Source organism: Brucella pecoris, from assembly GCF_006376675.1.
GTDB lineage: Bacteria > Pseudomonadota > Alphaproteobacteria > Rhizobiales > Rhizobiaceae > Brucella > Brucella pecoris.
Genome location: NZ_VEWK01000011.1, coordinates 99,510 through 119,384 on the forward strand (window position 1 = coordinate 99,510; position 19,875 = coordinate 119,384).

Genomic DNA, 19,875 nt, shown 5'->3' on the forward strand with positions numbered 1-19,875 from the left:
CAAATGATCAATCTGACCCGACGCGGGATGCTCGGCCTTTCAGCCGGTGCTGCCGGTTCGCTCATCCTGCCGCGCTTTGCAATCGCACAGGCTGACAATCGCCCATCGATCACTATTGCCGTGCAGAAGGTGGCAAATAGCAATACGCTCGACGTTCTTCGTGAACAGTCGAATGTGGGTGAACGTGTTTTCTTCTCCAGCCTCTGGGAAGCGCTGATCGACCGTGACTGGCTGGGTGGTCTTTCAGCGGTGCCAGGTCTTGCGACTGAATGGACCCGCATTGACGACAAGACCGTTGAACTGAAGCTCCGGCAAGGTGTGAAGTTTCACAACGGTGACGAGATGACCGCCGAAGACGTTGCCTTCACTTTTGGCAAAGAACGTATGTTTGGCGACACGCAGCCAGTCGAAGGCAAGACCATTTATGTCTCGGAGAAAAACCCGCTCGGTCGCGAAAGCAAGGAGTTGCCGCTTGAAGTGCCCGCAACCGCACGCCGCTCGTGGCCGGCCCTGCTGGGTGTCGAAGTGGTCGACAAATACACGGTGCGCTTCAAGAACGGTACGCCAGACGTGACCATGGAAGGCCGCATCTCGCGTTACGGCAGCCAGATCATGAGCCGCCGTGGCTGGGAAGAGTCCCCCAGCTATCTCGACTGGGCGCGCAAGCCGGTTACCACCGGACCTTACAAGGTTGTCGAGTTCAAGCCAGACAATATGCTGGTGCTTGAAGCGCATGACGAATATTGGGGCGGGCGCCCGCCGCTGAAGCAGATCCGCTTCATCGAAGTGCCGGAAGTTGCGTCCCGCATCAATGGTCTGCTCTCTGGCGAATACCAGTTTGCTTGCGATATTCCACCAGATCAGATCGAAGGCATCGAAAAGAATGATGCTTTCGAAGTTCAAGGTGGCACGATCCTCAACCATCGTCTGACCGTATTCGACAAGTTCCATCCTCAGTTGGAAAACCCGTTGGTGCGTCGCGCATTCACCCACGCGATCGATCGTCAGGCTATCGTGGATTCGCTGTGGGCCGGACGTACAGTCGTTCCGGCGGGACTCCAGTGGGACTACTATGGTGATATGTTCGTTCAGGGCTGGAATGTTCCGGAATATAACCCGGACCTCGCCAAACAGCTTCTGAAGGAAGCCGGTTACAAGGGCGATGCGATCCCATATCGCCTGCTCAATAACTACTACACGAACCAGACGCCGACGGCGCAGGTCCTTGTCGAGATGTGGAACCAGGTCGGCCTGAACGTCGAAATACAGATGCAGGAAAACTGGCAACAGGTTCTGGAAAAGAGCCCGAGCCGTGCGGTGCGTGATTGGTCCAACTCGGCGCCGTTCAACGATCCGGTTTCTTCCATCGTCAGCCAGCATGGTCCGAACGGTCAGCAGCAACAGGTTGGCGAATGGACGAATGAGGAAGCCAACAAGCTTTCAGTCATTCTGGAAACCAGCACCGATCATGCCAAGCGCAAGGAAGCATTCAAGCGGATGCTGGAAATCTGCGAACGGGAAGACCCCGCTTACACGGTCCTTCACCAGAACGCGACTTTCACTGCCAAGCCGAAGTCATTGAAGTGGAAGGCTGCGCCCGCTTTCGCAATGGACTTCCGCAAGAACAACTGGGCCTGATCCATTTGTAAAGGCGAGTCCGGTTCAATCGGGCTCGCTTTTCCTTTGGGGTTTCGAGCCCCGCGACTGTGAATGAACCAGAAGGATTGCATGATGCCGCTGGTCGAAATTTCCAATCTCAAGGTAGCTTTTGATGGTGTACCGGTTCTGCATGGTATCGACCTCTCGATTGAACGAGGTGAAGCCGTGGGACTTGTCGGTGAATCGGGCTGCGGTAAATCTGTGACCTGGCTTGCGGCGCTCGGTCTTCTGCCGAAGAAGGCGTCTATCTCCGGTAGCGTTCTCCTTGAGGGAACAGAATTGCTCACTGCGTCGCGCGGTACGCTCGAAAACATTCGCGGTTGCCGTATTGCGATGATCTTTCAGGACCCGTCGAGTTCCTTGAACCCGGTTATCCGGGTTGGGCGCCAGATCGAGGAGGCTGTGCGACTTCATCGTAATATCAAGGGGCCGTCCGTCCGAGCAGAAGCTCTACGGTTGATGGAACTGGTTGGAATTCCCGATGCACGTCGCCGTATTGATAATTATCCGCACGAGTTTTCCGGTGGTCAAAACCAGCGTTTGATGATCGCCATGGCGCTTGCTGGCAATCCTGATATCCTTATCGCTGACGAGCCCACGACGGCGCTTGATGCGACGATTCAGGCTCAGATTCTCGATCTACTCGCCGCCTTGCGCGCCGAAACAGGCATGGCGGTGGTCTTTATCAGCCATGATCTTGGTGCCGTTTCGCAAATTTGCGAACGAGTTTCCGTCATGTATGCCGGACGCATTGTCGAACAGGCGCGGACCGAAGCGCTTTTTGCCGCTCCGCGCCATCCCTATACGCACGGCCTGTTTGATTCCATTCCTAGTCTCGACGGTGGACGCAGTCGTCTGATCCCTATCGAGGGTACAGTGCCAGAACCCGGCAAGCTTCCGTCAGGTTGTGCGTTTTCTCCACGCTGTTTGAGCGCCACGGATCTCTGCGCACGTAGCCTCCCAAGGCTGGGTGTTCCGCTGGATGATGCCGGTGAGGGGCGCGCTGTCGCCTGTTTTCATCCCTACCCGGCATCGTCGCATTTGCCGTCATCCATGGGGGGCCATATTTCGATCCCAGCGAGCACAAGGGCAATAGCACAATGACCGCCGTTCTCATCGAAGCTCGCGACCTTGTCAAAACCTATACGTCGCGCAAGGGTTTTTTCGCCCAACCGGTTGCTGTGCGCGCTGTCGACGGACTCTCGATATCGGTTGCTCCGGCGACGACACTGGGAATTGTGGGAGAATCCGGGTCCGGTAAGTCCACAACGGGGCGTTTGCTTCTCGGTCTGGAAGATCCCAGCGAAGGAGAAGTTACTTTCGAAGGTTCGGCTTTGCCTCCGCAAAAAACTGCGAGCTGGCGGGCATTGAGAGCGCGTATGCAGCTCGTCTATCAGGATCCGCTGGCTGCTCTGGACCGACGGATCCCTATCGGTCGTCAGATTGCTGAGCCGCTGGAAATACACGGAATTGGAACCCCCGGTGAGCAAAGAGCCCGCGTCGCGGAACTGATGCGAGCGGTCGGACTTCGTCCGGATCAGGCTTTGCGCTATCCTCACGAGCTTTCGGGCGGACAGCGTCAGCGTGTTGTCATCGCTCGAGCCATCGCGTGTAAACCGCAACTCATTGTCTGCGACGAACCCGTATCGGCGCTGGATGTTTCCATTCAGGCGCAAGTTGTGAATCTCTTGCGGGATTTGCAGGAGCGCGAAGGCATTGCCATGGTGTTCATCAGCCATGATCTGAAGGTGGTGCGTAACATCGCAGATCGTGTGGCGGTCATGTATCTGGGCCGTATCGTAGAAGAGGCATCTTCGGACGAGATTTTTGCCCGACCGCTTCACCCCTATACGCAGGCACTCGTGTCCAGTGTTCCCGTCGCAGGGATCCCTCTCAGTGACCGTATCATCCTGCAGGGAGAGCCGCCTAATCCCGCCGCACGGCCCAATGGCTGCGCCTTTCATCCACGCTGTCGTTTTGCCGCTCAGCGCTGCAGCAACGAGACACCGGAACTCCTCGACATGCCAGCGGGACGCAAAGTGGCTTGCCACTTTGCCGGAACCCTGCAGACGGACGATATTCATGCTTAGATTTTTGATGGTTCGCGGGTTTCGGGCATTTGTGACCATTCTGCTCGTGGTGACATTTGCTTTCATCGTGTTGCGCATGTCCGGTGATCCGGCACAGATCATCATGGGACCGGACGCCCCGCCAGAAGCGATAGCTGCTTTCCGGAAGAACTGGGGGCTCGACGATCCGCTCTGGCAGCAATATCTGCGTTATTTCGGAGCTATCGCGCGCGGTGACCTCGGAATATCCATGCGCGACGGCCAATCGGCAATTGCACTTGTGGTCGAACGCATTCCGGCGACCCTCCAACTGACGATACCAGCACTTCTGATCAAGCTTGGACTAGGCATTCCCGCCGGTATTTATGCTGCACTGCATCGCAACAGTACTATTGACCGGGCTGTCATGGCGACCGCCGTCATCGGATTCACTTTGCCGAGCTTCGTTTTAGGGCTACTTCTCGTGCTGGTTTTCTCGGTTTCGCTGGGATGGTTGCCCTCTGGCGGACAGGATAGCTGGATGCATGCCATTCTGCCCATCATCACCATGGGGCTTGGTGGCGCCGCGATTCTGGCGCGTTTCTCCCGCAGCGCGATGATCGAGATTCTGGGACAGCCTTATATCCGTACGGCGAGTGCAAAAGGTGTGTCCTGGCGGAATGTCGTTTGGCGGCACGCGCTACCCAACGCGGCTATTCCAATCGTCACTATCGTGGGTTTCATGGTGGGGTCGCTGATTGCAGGTGCAGTGGTCGTTGAATCGCTCTTTTCCTGGCCGGGTGTGGGCAGATTACTCGTGGTTTCGGTTGCCAATCGCGATCTTGCTATCGTGCAATGCATATTGCTTCTCGTGGCAGTGACGATGGTGATCTCCAATTTCATCGTCGATCTTCTCTATGGTTATCTCGATCCGCGTCTTCGTCAGACGCAGGGCAAGGCGTGAGGTTGGACCGATGACGGATGTAACCGCCAATACAGCCGCTGTTTCAGCGCAACCGAAAAAGGGTCGTTCGCGCATTCCGCTGATGGTCATCATCGGCTTTATCTGGATCGCGGCAATGATCCTGATTGCTTTGACCGGGGATTGGATAAAGCCCTATAACATCACAGCTTTCGATCTTAAAAACCGCCTCGCACTGCCGGGAAATCCGCAACACTGGCTGGGTACTGACGAGCTGGGACGTGATGTGCTTTCACGCCTGATCGAGTCCATTCGCATTTCGTTGCTCATCGCTTTCGGCGCGACGATTATCTCTGCGGTATTCGGAACGACGCTCGGTTTTCTCGCAGCGTATTTTCGCGGTGCCGTAGAGCAGGTTGTCGTCATGCTGGCTGATTTTCAGGCGGCACTTCCATTCCTGATCCTGTCGCTTGCCGTACTTGCATTCTTCGGTAGCTCACTTCTGCTATTGACCTGCCTTATGGGCTTTTATGGTTGGGAACGTTATGCCCGTATCGCACGCGGACTGGCTGTTTCGGCGAATGCACAAGGCTATGCTGCAGCGGTTACCCAACTCGGCGCAACACCGTCACGCGTTTATCTCAAGCATATCTTGCCGAATATTGCTTCGACGCTGATTGTTTCCATGACGCTGACATTTCCGGAAATTATTCTCCTCGAAAGCAGTCTTTCGTTTCTGGGATTGGGCGTGCAGCCACCAATGACCAGCCTTGGCAACATGGTCGGTTATGGTCGCGAATATCTTACCCGCGCGCCGTGGATCATGCTCGCGCCGTCATTCGTAATCATGTTCACAACGCTGTCGATCAGCTTTGTGGGTGATTGGTTGCGCGACAAGCTGGATCCGACAACCAAATAAGGTCGTTTGCCCTTCTTACCGCGAAGTTGCGCTTCAACCTTGCGATAATGAAAGCAAGTTGCTCAGAGCGGTTCCGGTTGAAACCGAAACATGGAACCGCTCTATCTTTTTGTTTTTACGCAGTATCCCACGCAAAACCGCTTCGCACTTTTGCCGGAAATGCTCTAGTGTGAGGCGACGGAATTTTTATGGGAACTGACTTCTTATGTTGAAGAACATCAATCCATTGCTGACCGGTTCGCTGCTCGAGGTCCTTGCAGATATGGGACACGGGGACGACCTCGTGATTGTCGACGCCAATTACCCGGCGCAGTCCTCCGGTGTGCATGTGCTGGATTTTCCGGGAATCACCGCGACCGATATGGCTGAAGCTGTGCTGTCGCTGCTGCCTTTGGACGATTTTGTCGACAAGCCAGCCGCTGTCATGCAGGCGCCCAATGAAACGCCGGCGATTTTCAAGGAATTTGAAACGGTGATAGAGAAGGCGGAAGGCCGGAAGATTTCCGTCGATCCGGTTGAGAGATTTGCTTTTTATCACCGCGCTCGTGACGCTTTCGCTATCATTCGTACGGGTGAGAAGCGGCTTTACGGCAATATCATCTTCAAGAAAGGCGTTATCCGCTTCTGAGCGGTGCCGTTGATATTGGTGTATAAAAAAACCCGGGCATTGAGCCCGGGTTTTTTATTTCAGATTTATTCCTGGGGCTTCTCTGCCTGACCCTTCATCGGGCCTTTGTGCTCGCCGCCTTTGTGGTTGCCCATCCGATGCGGCCCCTTATGGTGTGAGCCTTTTGCGTGATGGTACATCTTCGCTGCGCGCATTTCGCTGCGATCGACCTTGCCATCCTCATTCCGATCCAGTGCAGCGAATTCCTTCTTGCGTTGGTTTTCGACTTCCGCAAGCGTGACCTTGCCATCACCATTAACGTCAAGGCGACGTTCCATGCGATCGGCTGCACGGCTCACGACGCGCTTGAGCGCCAATGCTTCGATCTCGTCTCGAGAAAGAACGCCATCGCCGTTGGTGTCGGCGGCCTTGAGGTCATCCATACGCGAGAATTTCTCAAGATCGACAGGGCCGTGCTGGCCCTTCATATTTTTGTGTGGGGCAACGGTCGTCTCTGCTGCCGGTTTATCAGTATTTGCACCGCTATTGTCTTGTGCGAGTGCGGGAACAGCAAGCAAAGATGTTGCAATTACAGCGATAAATGCGGTCTTCGATTTCATGGTTATTTGACTCCGTTACTCTTTTACAGGGGCGCCACTAAATGGCGTGCGAGTAATGTCTGTCTTTTTAGATGAACCGCATATGAATATGCCAATTAATTATCGGTAATGTATTGGGGGGGCTAGAAAACCAAAGCCGATGCGAGCTTGAAAACGAAAGCAGGCACGCAGCCGATACGGTGTGTATTTGATCGGATTAGGACAAGGGACGTCCGGCCCATCAGGATCTGTTATCAGCGGAAGCGTTTGTTTTCAGAAGAGAAAATGGTGGGTGATGTAGGGATCGAACCTACGACCCGCTGATTAAGAGTCAGCTGCTCTACCAACTGAGCTAATCACCCACTCGCTTTGCCGAGGCAGCGGCCCCGGTGAAGTGAGCGGTTCTATAACGGCCTCTTTTCAACCTGTCCAGCCTCCAGTCGCAAATTTTCTGAAAAAAATGACATCTTGCGCAGAAAGCCCCGAAATGCGGGAGTTTCTGGTTTCCATCTTTGCGCGTAACCCGTGTCTTTTTCTAGCTTGCCTATTCTGGTTGTGCCTGTTCAGGGCGTTTTGGAGAATCAAGGATGAGAGATTCTTGATTTGATTCATTTTTTCACGTTTCCAGCGTTGTAAGCGGAACCAGAGGACTCCATATTCGGCAATGCTGGTCTTATATGGTCGGCGGGGAGGTTTTGTTCAGGGAGTAGGCCTACGCTGCAAATGTCGCAGCCATGTCATCAATTTTTGATGCTTGTCTGAGATGCTACGGCATATAAAAGACTTGATCGGTTGGTAGTTGTCCTGAATCCGTGGATACCGACACCGCCCCAAAAACTTATCAGAGCAAGGCGCTTTATGCACCGGGTTGCCCTTGCCGAAGAAAACAGGAACGGCTCATATCGTTTCAAAATCCGGTTCGCGACATTTGAGGACGGAATGGAAAGTATAATAGGCGATCTCGGACAGTTTATTTCCGATCATCGGGCATGGGCTGGGCCTATCGTGGGGATTATCGCCTTCGGTGAATCTCTCGCCATTATAGGAATGTTCATTCCAGCCACGCCGATAATGATCGCCATCGGCGGCCTCGTAGGTGCCGGAATCATTGAACCCATTCCCGTCATCATCGGCGCAATAATTGGCGCTGTGATTGGCGACATCATTTCCTATTTTCTTGGCTGGTGGCTTGGCCGCAATATCATTCATAAGTGGCCGCTTAACAAGCATCGTAGCGGCGTGGCGCGCGCGCGCCTTCTCTTCCGTCGCTATGGTTTCTCGGCGGTGTTTCTGGGGCGTTTCTTCGGTCCTGTGCGCTGCACGGTGCCGATGGTGGCCGGTATGATGTCCATGGACCAGACGCGCTTTCAGACAGCCAATGTTCTCTCTGCGCTGGTATGGGCCCCGCTGATGTTCCTTCCGGGCTGGCTGGCAGGGCGTGGTGCTGGCATTTTCGCCAGAATGGACGGTGATCATATGTTCTGGTTTGTGATCGGAATCACTATTGTCACCATTATTGCGACGGTCATCGGTGTACGTTTTTTCAAAGCCCGCCCGCGCCGGGAGCGCAAGCGCCGCGTTCACGTCTCACCGGCTGAATGATCGGCCTCTTGTGTCGCAGGCTTCGGTCTGCTTAATAGCAGAACCATATGTTCCATATGGCAACCGGTGTCGCTGAGGCTTCATGCCTCGCAAGCCCCCTATAAGGTTCATCGCGCTTAATGCCCGACGACAGTTCTGACGATTCGTCTTCTCGAAGTCCGAGTACCCCGGAGGGGTGTTCGGACTTCGCGCGTATTGAACCATTCCCGACAATCTTCGTCTGCATCAGGCTGGCCCGCATAATAGCGGCCGGGCCGCAAATTGCTTGCGCTGTGTTTTCCAATTTCCGTTTCTGCTGATCTTTAAAGGAGCCGACATATCATGGACTGGTCCATGGACTGGATTGCCGACCCCAATGCCTGGATAGGTTTGGTGACATTGGTGGTACTCGAGATCGTTCTCGGTATCGACAATCTCGTCTTCATTGCCATTCTGGCTGATAAGCTGCCCCCGCACCAACGCAATCGCGCGCGCCTGATCGGTCTTACTCTGGCTCTTTTGATGCGTTTGGTGCTGCTCGCTTCGATTTCGTGGATTGTTACTCTGCGCGAACCACTGGTCTCGCTGATGGGCATGTCCTTCTCGGGCCGAGACATCATCATGCTGATCGGTGGTCTGTTTCTGCTTGCCAAGGGCACCATGGAGCTCCACGAGCGGCTAGAGGGTGATCATGGGCCTAAAAATTCCAAGGTCGTGCATGCCGTGTTCTGGCAGGTGATCGTCCAGATTGTCGTTCTTGACGCTGTGTTCTCGCTGGATAGCGTGATCACTGCTGTAGGCATGGTTCAGCATTTGCCGGTCATGATGATCGCTGTCGTTATTGCCATTGGCGTGATGATGCTTGCTTCCAAGCCGCTGATGGATTTTGTCAACAAGCACCCCACCGTCGTCATCCTCTGTCTCGGCTTCCTGATGATGATCGGCTTCAGCCTGGTGGTAGAAGGTTTCGGCTTCCATATTCCAAAGGGCTATCTCTATGCAGCTATCGGCTTCTCGGTGTTGATCGAAGCGGCCAACCAGATGTCGCGACGCAACCGCGAGAAGCTTGTAACCACCAACGATCTGCGGGAGCGCACGGCCGGTGCGGTCCTGCGTCTGCTTGGTGGCAGTCGCGGAGAAAATCCGCTCTCCGATACGGTCGACGTGATTGCCCAGCAGACGGCAGCCAGCGATATTTTTCTCCCAGAAGAAAAAGAGATGATCCGTGGCGTTCTCGATCTGGCTGATCGGCCGGTTCGTTCGATCATGTCACCTCGCAACGAGATCGAATGGCTCGACCTCGATGAAGACGAGGCGGAGCTTGATGCGGCCATTCGCAAGCTGTCGCATTCGCGCGTCATTGTTGCACGCCGTCAGGTGGATGAGTTTGTTGGCGTGGCACTGGTTAGAGATCTACTGCTCGATATCGGCGATAGGAAGCCTATCGACTGGGATAAAACGGTAAAACAGCCGCTTGTCGTACATGAAAATGCCAACGTGTTGCGCGTCATGGAGCAGCTACGCAACTCTCCTGTACAGATTGCAGTGGTTGTTGACGAGCATGGCTCTTTCGAGGGTATTGTGACGCCGACGGACGTTCTCGAAGCTATTGCCGGCGAATTCCCCGACGAAGATGAAGAGGCGGCTGTCGCGCAGGCGGACGGGCAGGGCGGTTATCTTGTGGACGGGTTTACCGATATCCGCCGGTTGAGCGGTCTTCTGGAACGCGACCTTGTGGATGACGGTGATCGTTATACCACTCTTGCCGGCTATGTTCTCTGGCATCTGGGACATCTGCCGCTGGGAGGTGAAAACTTTGTGGCCGATGGCCTGGAGTTCAGGATCGAGTCGATGAACGGACGTCACATCGGCAAGGTCCGTATCACGCCTTCAAGCGACTACGAGGTATAACAGGAATAAATTTGCGGGCCGCCAAGGCTGGCTCGCAAATTATTTCACACTGTTAACTCCGATAAAATAAGTAGGTTATTGACAAAAACCCGGAAGCCTTCAAAATTAACCTATCGTTCATTGTTGCGGCGAAAGCGCGACAAATTTGAGCGTGATGCAATGAGGAGGCTTGGCATGAAGCGAACTGTTCAACTGCTCGCTACGAGAATGAAGAATACGTTTTTGCGTGTTCCTGTCTTTCTGGAGCAGCCTTGGCGCGAGATGAAGTTGAATGCAGAAGAGATTGCAGCCCGCCGCCGCAGCCGGTTGGAGCGTGGCGAGCATAACTTTCTCTGGTGCTGGCAGCATCGCGGTTTCTGGTAAGCCAGACAGGCGAAAAATTATCGAAGGCAGGGGGTGGAAGTCTCCTGCCTTTTTGTATTCTTTTTAAGGTTCTGCTCCAGATGAGAATTATTTTCTCATGCCGGTAAATGGTTTGGACGCAGGTTTCATGATCGGCCAGAAAAGTAGTTTATATATTTAAATCAATGATTTAGATTGATTTTGTTTCTTCTCTCGTTAGATTTGTTTTCCGAAAACAATCCGGATTAGAGCGCTTTTCGCAAACAGCGCGGTGGGGATGGGTCTAATGAGAAAAATTATTCTATATGCAGCGCTAGCCCTTGGTTTAGGCTCTGCACCGGTTCACGCGCAGGAGCCGACGGAAATTCTGAATGTTTCCTATGATATTGCGCGGGAACTTTACGAGCAGGTCAACAAAGCCTTCATCGCCGATTGGAAGACGAAGACCGGCGAAGATTTGACCGTCAATCAATCCCATGCAGGTTCCTCGAAACAGGCGCGTTCGATTCTGGAAGGGCTTGAGGCGGACGTCGTTACGTTCAATCAAGTGACCGATGTGCAGGTCCTGCACGACAAGGGCAATCTGATTCCTGCGGACTGGCAGCAGCGGCTGCCCAACAACTCGTCGCCTTATTATTCGCTCCCTGCATTCCTTGTCCGTGAGGGCAACCCGAAGAACATCAAGAATTGGGACGATTTGGCGCGTGACGACGTGAAGGTGATCTTCCCGAACCCGAAGACCTCGGGCAATGCGCGTTATACCTATCTCGCTGCTACGGCCTACGCGAATGAGGCGTTCAAGGGCGATCAGGCAAAGGTACACGAATTCATCGGGAAGATTTTCAAGAACGTCCCTGTGTTCGATACAGGTGGCCGTGGCGCAACGACGACTTTTGCCGAACGTGGCATTGGCGACGTATTGGTGACCTTCGAGGCTGAAACACGTGGAACCGAGAAGGTTCTTGGCCCCGACAAGTATGATGTCGTCGTCCCCGAAGTCAGTCTTCTGGCGGAGTTTCCAGTTACGGTCGTCGATAAGGTCGTAGACAAGCGTGGATCGCGCAAGATTGCCGAAGCTTATCTGAATTATCTCTATTCCCCGGAAGGCCAGGAGATTCTAGCCCAGAACTTCAACCGCGTGCATGACAAGGACGTCATCGCAAAGCACAAGGATATCTATCCTGATGTGCGTCTCGTAACGGTTGAAGATGCTTTTGGCGGCTGGGAGAAGGTACAGAAGGAACATTTCGCCGAAGGCGGAGTGCTCGATCAGCTCTTCACCGGCAAATAAACAGAGCCAATTGGCGATCCCTGACGGGATCGCCTGCTTTTCGGAAAAATCCAGTGGCGCTTCTAAGCATGAAACGTAATTCTGTGCTGCCGGGGTTCGGACTGACCCTTGGCTGCACTTTGCTTTATCTGGCAGTGATCGTAGCTCTGCCGCTTCTAGCCATGATCCTGAAGACCGCAAGTCTGGGCTGGAGCGATTTCTGGAGCATTGTGACTTCAGACCGGGCGCTGGCAACCTATAAGATCACCTTGAGTGCCGCTGCGGTGGCAACCGTGTTCAATGGCTTGTTCGGTCTTCTGCTGGCCTGGGTGCTGACGCGGTATGAATTTCCAGGCAAGCGGTTGATCGATGCCGCCGTCGATCTTCCTTTCGCTTTGCCTACCGCTATAGCGGGTCTGGCACTCGTAACCTTGTTTGCCCAGAATGGCTGGTTCGGAAGGTTCCTCGAACCAATCGGAATAAAGGTTGCCTACGCACCGCTTGGCATCATGATTGCGATGTTCTTTACCAGCATCCCATTCGTCATTCGTACGGTTCAACCGGTGTTGGAGGATATGAGCGCCGATGTGGAAGAGGCCGCTCGCAGCCTCGGGGCCAGTTCCTGGCAGATATTCTCCCATATTATCTGGCCGACCATTTTTCCGGCTTTTCTTGCAGGCTCATCGCTCTCCTTTGCGCGCAGCCTCGGTGAGTTTGGTTCGATTGTCTTTATCTCGGGCAATCTTCCCTTCGAAACCGAAGTGACATCGCTGCTCGTCTTCATCCGGCTTGATGAATATGACTACCCCGCCGCAGCAGCACTTGCATTTGTGATGCTGGTTACAGCTTTCGTCATGCTTCTCGTGACAAACCTCATTCAAGCGAGGCAGCTTCGTTATGCAGAACGCTAGCGCAAGTTTACAGGCGCGAAACTCCGGACCAGCGCGCAATCTGTTGATCTGGCTGGCGGTGGGCTTGTCGGTGATCTGCATTGGAGCACCGCTTGCAATCATCTTCTCCTATGCGTTCAGCAAGGGTGTCGCTGTCTTCTTCAGCGAAATATTGAAACCCGACACATTGCATGCGGTCTGGCTGAGTATTCTCACGGCTATCGTCGTGGTACCGATCAATATGGCCTTCGGTGTCTGTGTTGCATGGCTTGTAACCAAGTTCCGCTTTCCGGGGCGGCGGTTGCTGATTACTTTCGTAGAGATACCGTTCTCCGTATCGCCCATCGTGGCCGGTGTGACTTATCTTTTCCTTTATGGATCGCAAGGTCTGCTGGGGCCGCTGCTTGAATCCTACGATATCAAGATCATGTTTACTGTTCCGGCGATTTTTCTTGTCAGCCTGTTCGTAACATCGCCCTTCGTGGCGCGTGAACTGATCCCGCTCATGGAAGTGCAGGGGAGCGATGAAGAAGAAGCGGCGCTCACACTTGGCGCCAATGGCTGGCAGACCTTCTTCTATGTCACTCTGCCCAATATCAAATGGGCGTTGCTCTACGGCGCCGTGCTTTGCAATGCGCGTGTCATGGGAGAGTTTGGAGCAACTTCGGTCGTCTCGGGCGCAATCCGCGGCAAGACCAACACGCTGCCGCTTCAGGTGGAACTGCTGTTCAATGACTATAATGTTGCTGGTGCCTTCGCTGCGGCTTCGACACTTGCCTTGATTGCACTTCTAACTCTTGTTTTGAAGGTTCTGCTCGAACGCAGGCAGGGCGCTTAAATAAGAAAGCCGCCTATTCGAAGAATGGATGGCTGGAGCATTTTCAGCAAAAGTGCGAAGCGGTTTTGCGTGAGGCAAATGCGTAAAGACAAAAGAGCTTGAGCGGTTCCATTTTAACTGGAACCGCTCCTGCGGTCACGCTGCTTGGGAAAGCGTGTTGTTTACCGGTTCCCGGTGAAGAGAAGATGCGAGAATAACTCCCTCCGGCCAACGACTGAAGCCGCTTGCTACGTTGATGTGGCCGGCATGACCGAGATCGACGAAACCCGATCCCCACACATGCGAAAGAGCTTCTGCCTTGGCAAAGCTCATATATTCATCGTTGCGGCTCGCCACGACGATGGAAGGGAAACCCAGCTCATGGCGTGGGAGCGGGGCAAAGCTCTGGAAACGGCTGTCCTTGCGGGTCATGGTTTCCGCGTCGGCCGGTGCAACGAGAAGAGCGCCCGCCACGTGAGCTGCTGATGGGCGGCTTGCCAGATGTGCGACGAGCGCGCAGCCGAGGCTATGGGCGACCAGAACCGCGCCTGGATTTTCGGCGAGTTTGGCTTCGAGCGCGTACATCCAGTCGGATAGCACCGGATAGTGCCAGTCGTCCTGTTCGACGAGCAATGCTGACGGATCGTCATGCAACCATTGGCGCTGCCAGTGGCCTGCTTCCGATCCCTTGTAACCAGGGATGATCAATGTCGCAGGCATGCGTTGTTCCTCTTGAATAAAGCCTTGGGAGGGCGTTCAATTTCGCAGTTTGCATTTTTTGCGAAACTGGTTCCAAGATAGGCGGCTTGAGCCGCCATTTTAAGGAAAATAAATTCAATTTATGGCAGCTTTTGTGAAAGCTATGCTCCGCAGTCGACTTGGTTCTATTTCCGCTGTTTTTCGTTCCATCGCAGGAGAAACTGCGACTTCTCGAAGATCAGCACCACCACAAGCGACATCGCGAATGGAATGAGAAGGTAGAGGAGGCGGAAGACGATCAGCGCTGCCAGCACGTCAGCCTGATTCATATCCGGCAAGCCGGTGAGGAAAACGAGTTCCAGAACACCGAGGCCGCCTGGAGCGTGTGAGATCAGGGCCGCCGAGAACGAGACAAGAAAGATGCCGAGAATAATAAGAAAGCCGGGATTGCCAGCCTCGGGCAGGGCGAAGTAGATGATGCCGGCGGCGCCGATCAGTTCCAGCGGCGCAACGATGAGCTGCTGCACAACAACCGACATGCGCGGATATTCCAGGCGGAAACTGCCGATCTGAAGCGGGCGCAGGCGCAGCCAGCTACCAAAGACATAAAGCAGCACGAATGCCAGCATCAAAAGTGCGATGACAATGGAGACAGTCGGCGTGAGTTCCTCGTTGAAGCGCATGAGAATATGCGGTTCCAGCAAGAGAACAACACTGGACGTTATGATGACGCCGAGAATGAATGTGAAAGAACAGAAGGCGATGAGGACGGCGATTTCACTGCCGGGCATGCCTTGAGAGGAATAGGCCCTGTAGCGCACGACCGCGCCTGAGACGACCGAGGCGCCAATATTGTGCGACAAGGCATAGGTGGTGAAGGAACAAAGCGCGATAAAGAGCCAGGAAATCTTACGCTTGAGGTGTAAAAGCGCAATACGATCATAGCCCGCAAGCGAACTGTAGGCCAGAAGCGCCGACGCTGCCGCCAGTGCCCAATGATGGGCGCGAATAGCATAAAGGCTGTCCAGAACATCATCGAGTGAAATGCTGCGAAGTTCGCGATAGAGGAGCCAAGCCGAAATACCGACTGCGCAAATACCCACGACCGGCCAGATGTAATCCTTTGCTTTCATCAGCCGGTCACCATGCCTTCATGCTTCATGTCATCCCCTTTTTTGCCCACGATATCGGTCGATCTGTCTTCCGATATTATCCCTGATATATTGGTCTGAGATTCGGTTTCCGTGTTTTCCTTTGTGATCTCAGTTCCGATCGCCTTTGCCATGGCGGCTGCGATTTCCTCTTCTCCCAGAATGACAAAATCTGCGCCAAGGTCGCGCAAATATTGCGATTCGGCCTTCGAACAGGCGCGCACGATGATGCTGATTTTCGCGTTGGCTGCTTTGGCCAATGCGGTCACCCGTCCAGCTTCGAAAGCATTGGGTATTGCGATGACCAGATTTCGAGCCGTTGCCGGATTGGCTGCTTTCAGTATTTCTGAATCTGAGGCGTTGCCCGCAATGGCTTCGATGCCTTTATCCTTCAGCGACGCACTGATTTTCGGTGAATCTTCGATAACAAGAAAAGGCGTAGTCTCCGCCTGCAATCCTTCTGCAATCCTGGCACCAATCTGGCCATAGCCAACGAGAATGGTGTGTCCGGTCAGTGAAGTCTCCGGCAACGGTTCGGAAACGCTAAGTTCGGTGCCAGTGTTTTCACCGGTTGATGTTTCGCTTTTACTTCGATTTTCGATCCACGGACGCATCCGTTCTGCGACGATGAACATTACTGGATTAAGGAAGATCGAGAGAATTGCACCTGCGAGAATGAGGTCGCGGCCCGCTGGCGGGAGTAGATTAAGACTGACGCCTAACCCAGCAAGAATGAAGGAAAACTCGCCGATTTGTGCGAGACTTGCCGAAATGGTGAGTGCAGTGCTGACAGGACGACGGAAAGCGCGCACGATGAAGAATGCTGCGACCGATTTGCCGATCAGAATGATGGCAAGCGTTCCGAGCAGCGGGAGCGGATCGCGGAGAAGGCTCATCGGGTCGAACAACATGCCGACCGAGATGAAGAACAACACCGCGAAGGCATCGCGCAAGGGGAGGGACTCTTCCGCTGCCCGATGGCTGAGTTCGGATTCACTCATCACCATACCGGCAAAAAATGCGCCGAGCGCGAAAGACACACCGAACAGATGCGCCGCGCCGAAGGCGACGCCCAGTGCAATGGCGAGCACACCGAGACGAAACAGTTCGCGGGAGCCGGTCTGAGCCACGACATTCAGAAGCCAGGGGATGACCTTGCGCCCCACGATGAGCATCAGGGCGACGAATAGAACAACCTTGGCAATGGTGAGAAGGATAATGCCACCAATGCCGAGGCCAAGCCATGAAGCGATGGGATCGCTCGCTGCCGAGCCTTCCGCACGGCCGGTTACGCTGGCGACTGCCGGAAGCAGCACTAGCGCCATGACCATTGCGAGGTCTTCGACGATCAGCCAGCCGACAGCAATGCGTCCGCGTTCGGTATCGATGAGGCGGCGCTCTTGCATGGCGCGCAGAAGGACGACGGTACTGGCCGTCGAAAGAGCTAGGCCGAAAACCAGACCCGCCTGCACATCCCAGCCAAGAGCGAGGCCAAGGCCGGTGCCAAGTGCTGCGGCGGCTGCGATCTGTGCGAGCGCACCGGGTACCGCTATGGCTTTGACGGAAAGAAGATCCTTGAGGGAAAAATGCAGACCGACGCCGAACATCAGCAGGATGACGCCGATTTCGGCAAGCTGGAGAATGAGGTCCTGATCTGCAACGAAACCGGGCGTGTGGGGGCCAGCGATGATGCCAGCCAGAAGATAGCCGACGAGAGGGGAGATTTTCAGACGGGTGGCTATCGCACCGAAAATGAAGGCCAGGCATAACCCGATGACGATTGTCGCAATCAAAGGCGTGTCATGGGGCATCAGGTGCCTTCCCCCTCTGGCTTCTCAATTTTGTAAGTGGGAGCCGGGCAAGGCCTGAGCCTTGCCCGGCAAACGGGTTATTTCTGCGCTGCGGCGCTGTCTTCAATAGCCTGATGTGCTTCCTTGCGGTGTTGCCACCAGTTGCCCAGCAGAAGCAGAATCGGAGCGGCGATGAAGATCGACGACGATGTTGCGATAACGATACCGAACAGCATCGGCACGGCAAAATTATGAACCGCGCTACCGCCCCATATAGCCATCGGGAGCATACACAGGAATGTCGTCACCGATGTATAAATACAGCGGACGAGAACCTGATTGATACTCATATCGATGATCTCGCGCAGCGGCTTCGATTTATAAAGACGCATGTTTTCACGCATGCGGTCATAAACCACGACCTTATCGTTTACCGAGTAACCGATAGCGGTCAGAAGCGCTGCGATGGCGGTCAGGTTGAAGTCGAGCTGGAACAGCGCAAAGAAGCCGACCATCTTCGTGGTGTCGAGGACGAGCGTGATGATCGCGCCCATCGCAAAGAACCATTCGAAACGCCACCAGAGATAGATGAGCATGCCCAGCGCCGACAGAATGACGGCGATGAAGCCGGAACGCGCTAGTTCACCGGAAACTTTCGGGCCGACGACTTCCGTACGCTCGATCTTCACGCCGGGATCGAGTTCGGTCACTGCCTCACGCATCTTGTTGACAGCAACTGTTTGCGCTTCTTCGCCACCGTCCTGACGCTGAACGCGGATCAGAACATCGTTCGGGCTACCGGCAGACTGAAGTGCTACTTCACCAAGCCCCAGCGAGCCAAGCTTTTCGCGCAATTGCGCCAGATCGGCTGGTTGCGACGTGACGATTTCGGCCTGAATGCCGCCCTTGAAGTCGATGCCATAATTCAGCCCCGGCTTGAAGAACAGACCAATCGACAGAATAGACAGCACGATCGAGACGCCAATACCGACGAAGCGAGCGTTCATGAAGCTGATATTCGTCTTTTCAGGAACGAATTTCAGGAACGGCTCGATGACGAGTACCTTCAGCTTACGCTTACGGACATACCAGGCCATCGCCATGCGAACCAGCGTCACATCCGTGAACATGGAGATTGCGATGCCGAGCATCATGGTGATCGCAAAGCCGCGAACCGGACCAGTGCCGAAGGTGAACAGCAGCAAGGTCGAGATCAGGGACGTAACGTTCGCATCCACAATGGTGGAGAAGGCGCTGTGGAAGCCCTTATCCAGCGCGGCCATGGCCCCGAGGCCCCGTCGTGTTTCTTCACGAATACGTTCGTTGATGAGAATATTGGCGTCAACCGCGATGCCGATACCGAGAATGATACCGGCTATACCGGGCAATGTCAGCGTTGCGCCAATAAGGCTCAGGGCGGAGAAGGTGAGCAGGGTGTGGAGCAGCAGCGCCACATTGGCAATCGTACCCCAGACGCCATAAAGGAGCTGGATGAACACTGCGACAAGCACGAAACCGACGATACCGGTGATCAGGCCCATCTTGATAGCATCGCCGCCAAGATCCGGACCAACGGTGCGTTCTTCTATAACGGTCAGCGGAGCAGGCAAGGCGCCAGCGCGCAGCAATGCGGAAAGAACGACCGTATCCTGAACGGTAAAGCTACCGGAAATCTGACCCGAGCCGCCCGTGATCGGTTCACGGATAACCGGTGCGCTCAGTACCTTGCCGTCGAGCACGATTGCGAACGGACGGTTGACGTTTTTCGTCGTAATGTCCGCGAACTGGCGCGCGCCGAGGCTATCGAAACGGAAGGATACGATCGGCTCATTGGTGCGCTGGTCAAAGCCAGCGCGCGCATCGGTGAGACGCTCCCCGGAAAGAGCGATCTGATCCTCGATCGGGTACTTGATATTCGGATCTTTGGAATCCGGCATAATGCTTACGCCCGGAGGCGGGGTATCGTTCGGATTGGCATCGGCGACCATATGGAAGCTCATTTTCGCCGTGCTTCCAAGAAGCTGGCGAAGCTGAGCCGGGTCCTGAAGACCAGGAAGCTGAACGACGATACGATCCGAGCCAACACGCTGGATGGAAGGCTCTGCGACACCGACCTGGTCGACGCGCTGACGGATAATTTCAAGGCTCTGCTGGAGAGCGGCATCAAGACGATAGTTGAAACCAGCTTCAGTCAGGGTCAGGCGCACCTGATTGTCGTTCGACGTAACGTCTATGTCATTGATTGCCGTACCGAAACCACTGGTGTTGACCTGTGAAATCAAGGTGCGAAGTGCGGTTTCCGCCTTGGAGCGCTGGTCGGCATCAGGGATGGTCACGACAACGGCGTCGCCGACGGCACGGATCGACTGTGGCTGGATACGTTCGGCGCGCAGTTTACTGCGGGCATCGTCAAGCAGAGAGCGCAGGCGGTCCTTTTTGAGGCTGGCTGCATCGACTTCAAGCACGAGATAGGAGCCGCCACGCAGATCGAGGCCAAGCGTGACCTGACGCTTCGGGAACCAGGACGGCATCGCGTCAAGGTGCTTTTGAGTGAAGAAGTTGGGTAAGGCGATGATGACGCCGATCACAACGATCAGGCTATACAGCACAACCACCCATTTCGAAGTACGCATGGATTAAGGTTCCGGTTGATATGCCCCAATTGCCACT

Annotated in this window: 17 protein-coding genes and 1 tRNA gene; 12 read left to right on the top strand and 6 right to left on the bottom strand. The window is 54.6% G+C overall.

Translation table 11 applies throughout. From position 1 onward, the window contains the following. Positions 1-3 precede the first annotated feature (3 nt). The 6 genes from FIB18_RS18760 (at position 4) to FIB18_RS18785 (ending at position 6,176) form a co-directional block, all read left to right on the top strand. Positions 4-1,638, top strand: coding sequence for an ABC transporter substrate-binding protein (locus tag FIB18_RS18760; RefSeq protein WP_140022147.1), 1,635 nt, complete (start codon positions 4-6; stop codon positions 1,636-1,638). Between the two features lie 90 nt (positions 1,639-1,728). Continuing rightward, positions 1,729-2,763, top strand: a complete 1,035-nt coding sequence (locus tag FIB18_RS18765) for an ABC transporter ATP-binding protein (RefSeq protein WP_140022148.1) — start codon at positions 1,729-1,731, stop codon at positions 2,761-2,763. Beyond that, positions 2,760-3,749 (top strand): ABC transporter ATP-binding protein, encoded by a 990-nt coding sequence (locus FIB18_RS18770; RefSeq protein ID WP_140022149.1) that lies wholly within the window; start codon positions 2,760-2,762, stop codon positions 3,747-3,749. The genes FIB18_RS18765 and FIB18_RS18770 overlap by 4 nt, the downstream gene beginning before the upstream one ends. After that, entirely contained in the window at positions 3,742-4,671 is a 930-nt protein-coding gene (locus FIB18_RS18775) for an ABC transporter permease (protein ID WP_140022150.1), read from the top strand. The genes FIB18_RS18770 and FIB18_RS18775 overlap by 8 nt, the downstream gene beginning before the upstream one ends. A gap of 10 nt (positions 4,672-4,681) precedes the next feature. Beyond that, the gene (locus FIB18_RS18780; protein ID WP_140022151.1) at positions 4,682-5,548 is read left to right on the top strand and encodes an ABC transporter permease; all 867 of its coding nucleotides are present in this window, start codon (positions 4,682-4,684) and stop codon (positions 5,546-5,548) included. A 205-nt stretch (positions 5,549-5,753) separates the two neighbouring features. Then, positions 5,754-6,176, top strand: a complete 423-nt coding sequence (locus FIB18_RS18785) for an RbsD/FucU family protein (protein ID WP_140022152.1) — start codon at positions 5,754-5,756, stop codon at positions 6,174-6,176. A 65-nt stretch (positions 6,177-6,241) separates the two neighbouring features. Here the strand turns inward: FIB18_RS18785 and FIB18_RS18790 are convergent, their stop codons facing one another. Further along, complete coding sequence (locus FIB18_RS18790) at positions 6,242-6,775, bottom strand: EF-hand domain-containing protein (RefSeq protein ID WP_140022153.1); 534 nt, start codon at positions 6,773-6,775, stop codon at positions 6,242-6,244. Positions 6,776-7,040: 265 nt separating this feature from the next. Continuing rightward, positions 7,041-7,116, bottom strand: a tRNA-Lys gene (locus FIB18_RS18795). 577 nt (positions 7,117-7,693) lie between these two features. On the opposite strand from FIB18_RS18795, the gene FIB18_RS18805 reads away from it, so the two are divergent. From FIB18_RS18805 to cysW, 6 genes are all read left to right on the top strand, one after another. After that, positions 7,694-8,356 (top strand): DedA family protein, encoded by a 663-nt coding sequence (locus tag FIB18_RS18805; RefSeq protein WP_140022154.1) that lies wholly within the window; start codon positions 7,694-7,696, stop codon positions 8,354-8,356. Between the two features lie 321 nt (positions 8,357-8,677). Continuing rightward, positions 8,678-10,246, top strand: coding sequence for a TerC family protein (locus FIB18_RS18810; protein ID WP_140022155.1), 1,569 nt, complete (start codon positions 8,678-8,680; stop codon positions 10,244-10,246). A 174-nt stretch (positions 10,247-10,420) separates the two neighbouring features. After that, positions 10,421-10,609 carry a hypothetical protein gene (locus FIB18_RS18815; RefSeq protein WP_140022156.1) on the top strand — a complete coding sequence of 63 codons (189 nt, stop codon included), beginning with the start codon at positions 10,421-10,423 and terminating at the stop codon, positions 10,607-10,609. Positions 10,610-10,874: 265 nt separating this feature from the next. Beyond that, positions 10,875-11,879: a sulfate ABC transporter substrate-binding protein gene (locus tag FIB18_RS18820; RefSeq protein WP_140022157.1), complete on the top strand. Its 1,005-nt coding sequence runs from the start codon at positions 10,875-10,877 to the stop codon at positions 11,877-11,879. Between the two features lie 68 nt (positions 11,880-11,947). Then, positions 11,948-12,769, top strand: coding sequence for a sulfate ABC transporter permease subunit CysT (gene cysT, locus FIB18_RS18825; RefSeq protein WP_140022158.1), 822 nt, complete (start codon positions 11,948-11,950; stop codon positions 12,767-12,769). Next, positions 12,756-13,586, top strand: coding sequence for a sulfate ABC transporter permease subunit CysW (gene cysW, locus FIB18_RS18830; protein ID WP_140022159.1), 831 nt, complete (start codon positions 12,756-12,758; stop codon positions 13,584-13,586). Before cysT ends, cysW begins: the two co-directional genes overlap by 14 nt. Before the next feature lie 135 nt (positions 13,587-13,721). Here the strand turns inward: cysW and FIB18_RS18835 are convergent, their stop codons facing one another. The 4 genes from FIB18_RS18835 to secD form a co-directional block, all read right to left on the bottom strand. Next, positions 13,722-14,285 (bottom strand): alpha/beta hydrolase, encoded by a 564-nt coding sequence (locus tag FIB18_RS18835; protein WP_140022160.1) that lies wholly within the window; start codon positions 14,283-14,285, stop codon positions 13,722-13,724. Between the two features lie 164 nt (positions 14,286-14,449). After that, complete coding sequence (locus FIB18_RS18840) at positions 14,450-15,397, bottom strand: lysylphosphatidylglycerol synthase domain-containing protein (RefSeq protein ID WP_140022161.1); 948 nt, start codon at positions 15,395-15,397, stop codon at positions 14,450-14,452. Continuing rightward, on the bottom strand, positions 15,397-17,226 hold the full coding sequence (ybaL, locus tag FIB18_RS18845) for a YbaL family putative K(+) efflux transporter (RefSeq protein WP_140022162.1): 1,830 nt from the start codon (positions 17,224-17,226) through the stop codon (positions 15,397-15,399). The genes FIB18_RS18840 and ybaL overlap by 1 nt, the downstream gene beginning before the upstream one ends. Positions 17,227-17,303: 77 nt before the next feature. Continuing rightward, a complete protein-coding gene (gene secD / locus FIB18_RS18850; RefSeq protein WP_140022163.1) occupies positions 17,304-19,838 on the bottom strand; it encodes a protein translocase subunit SecD in 2,535 nt (844 codons plus the stop codon). Positions 19,839-19,875 lie beyond the last annotated feature (37 nt).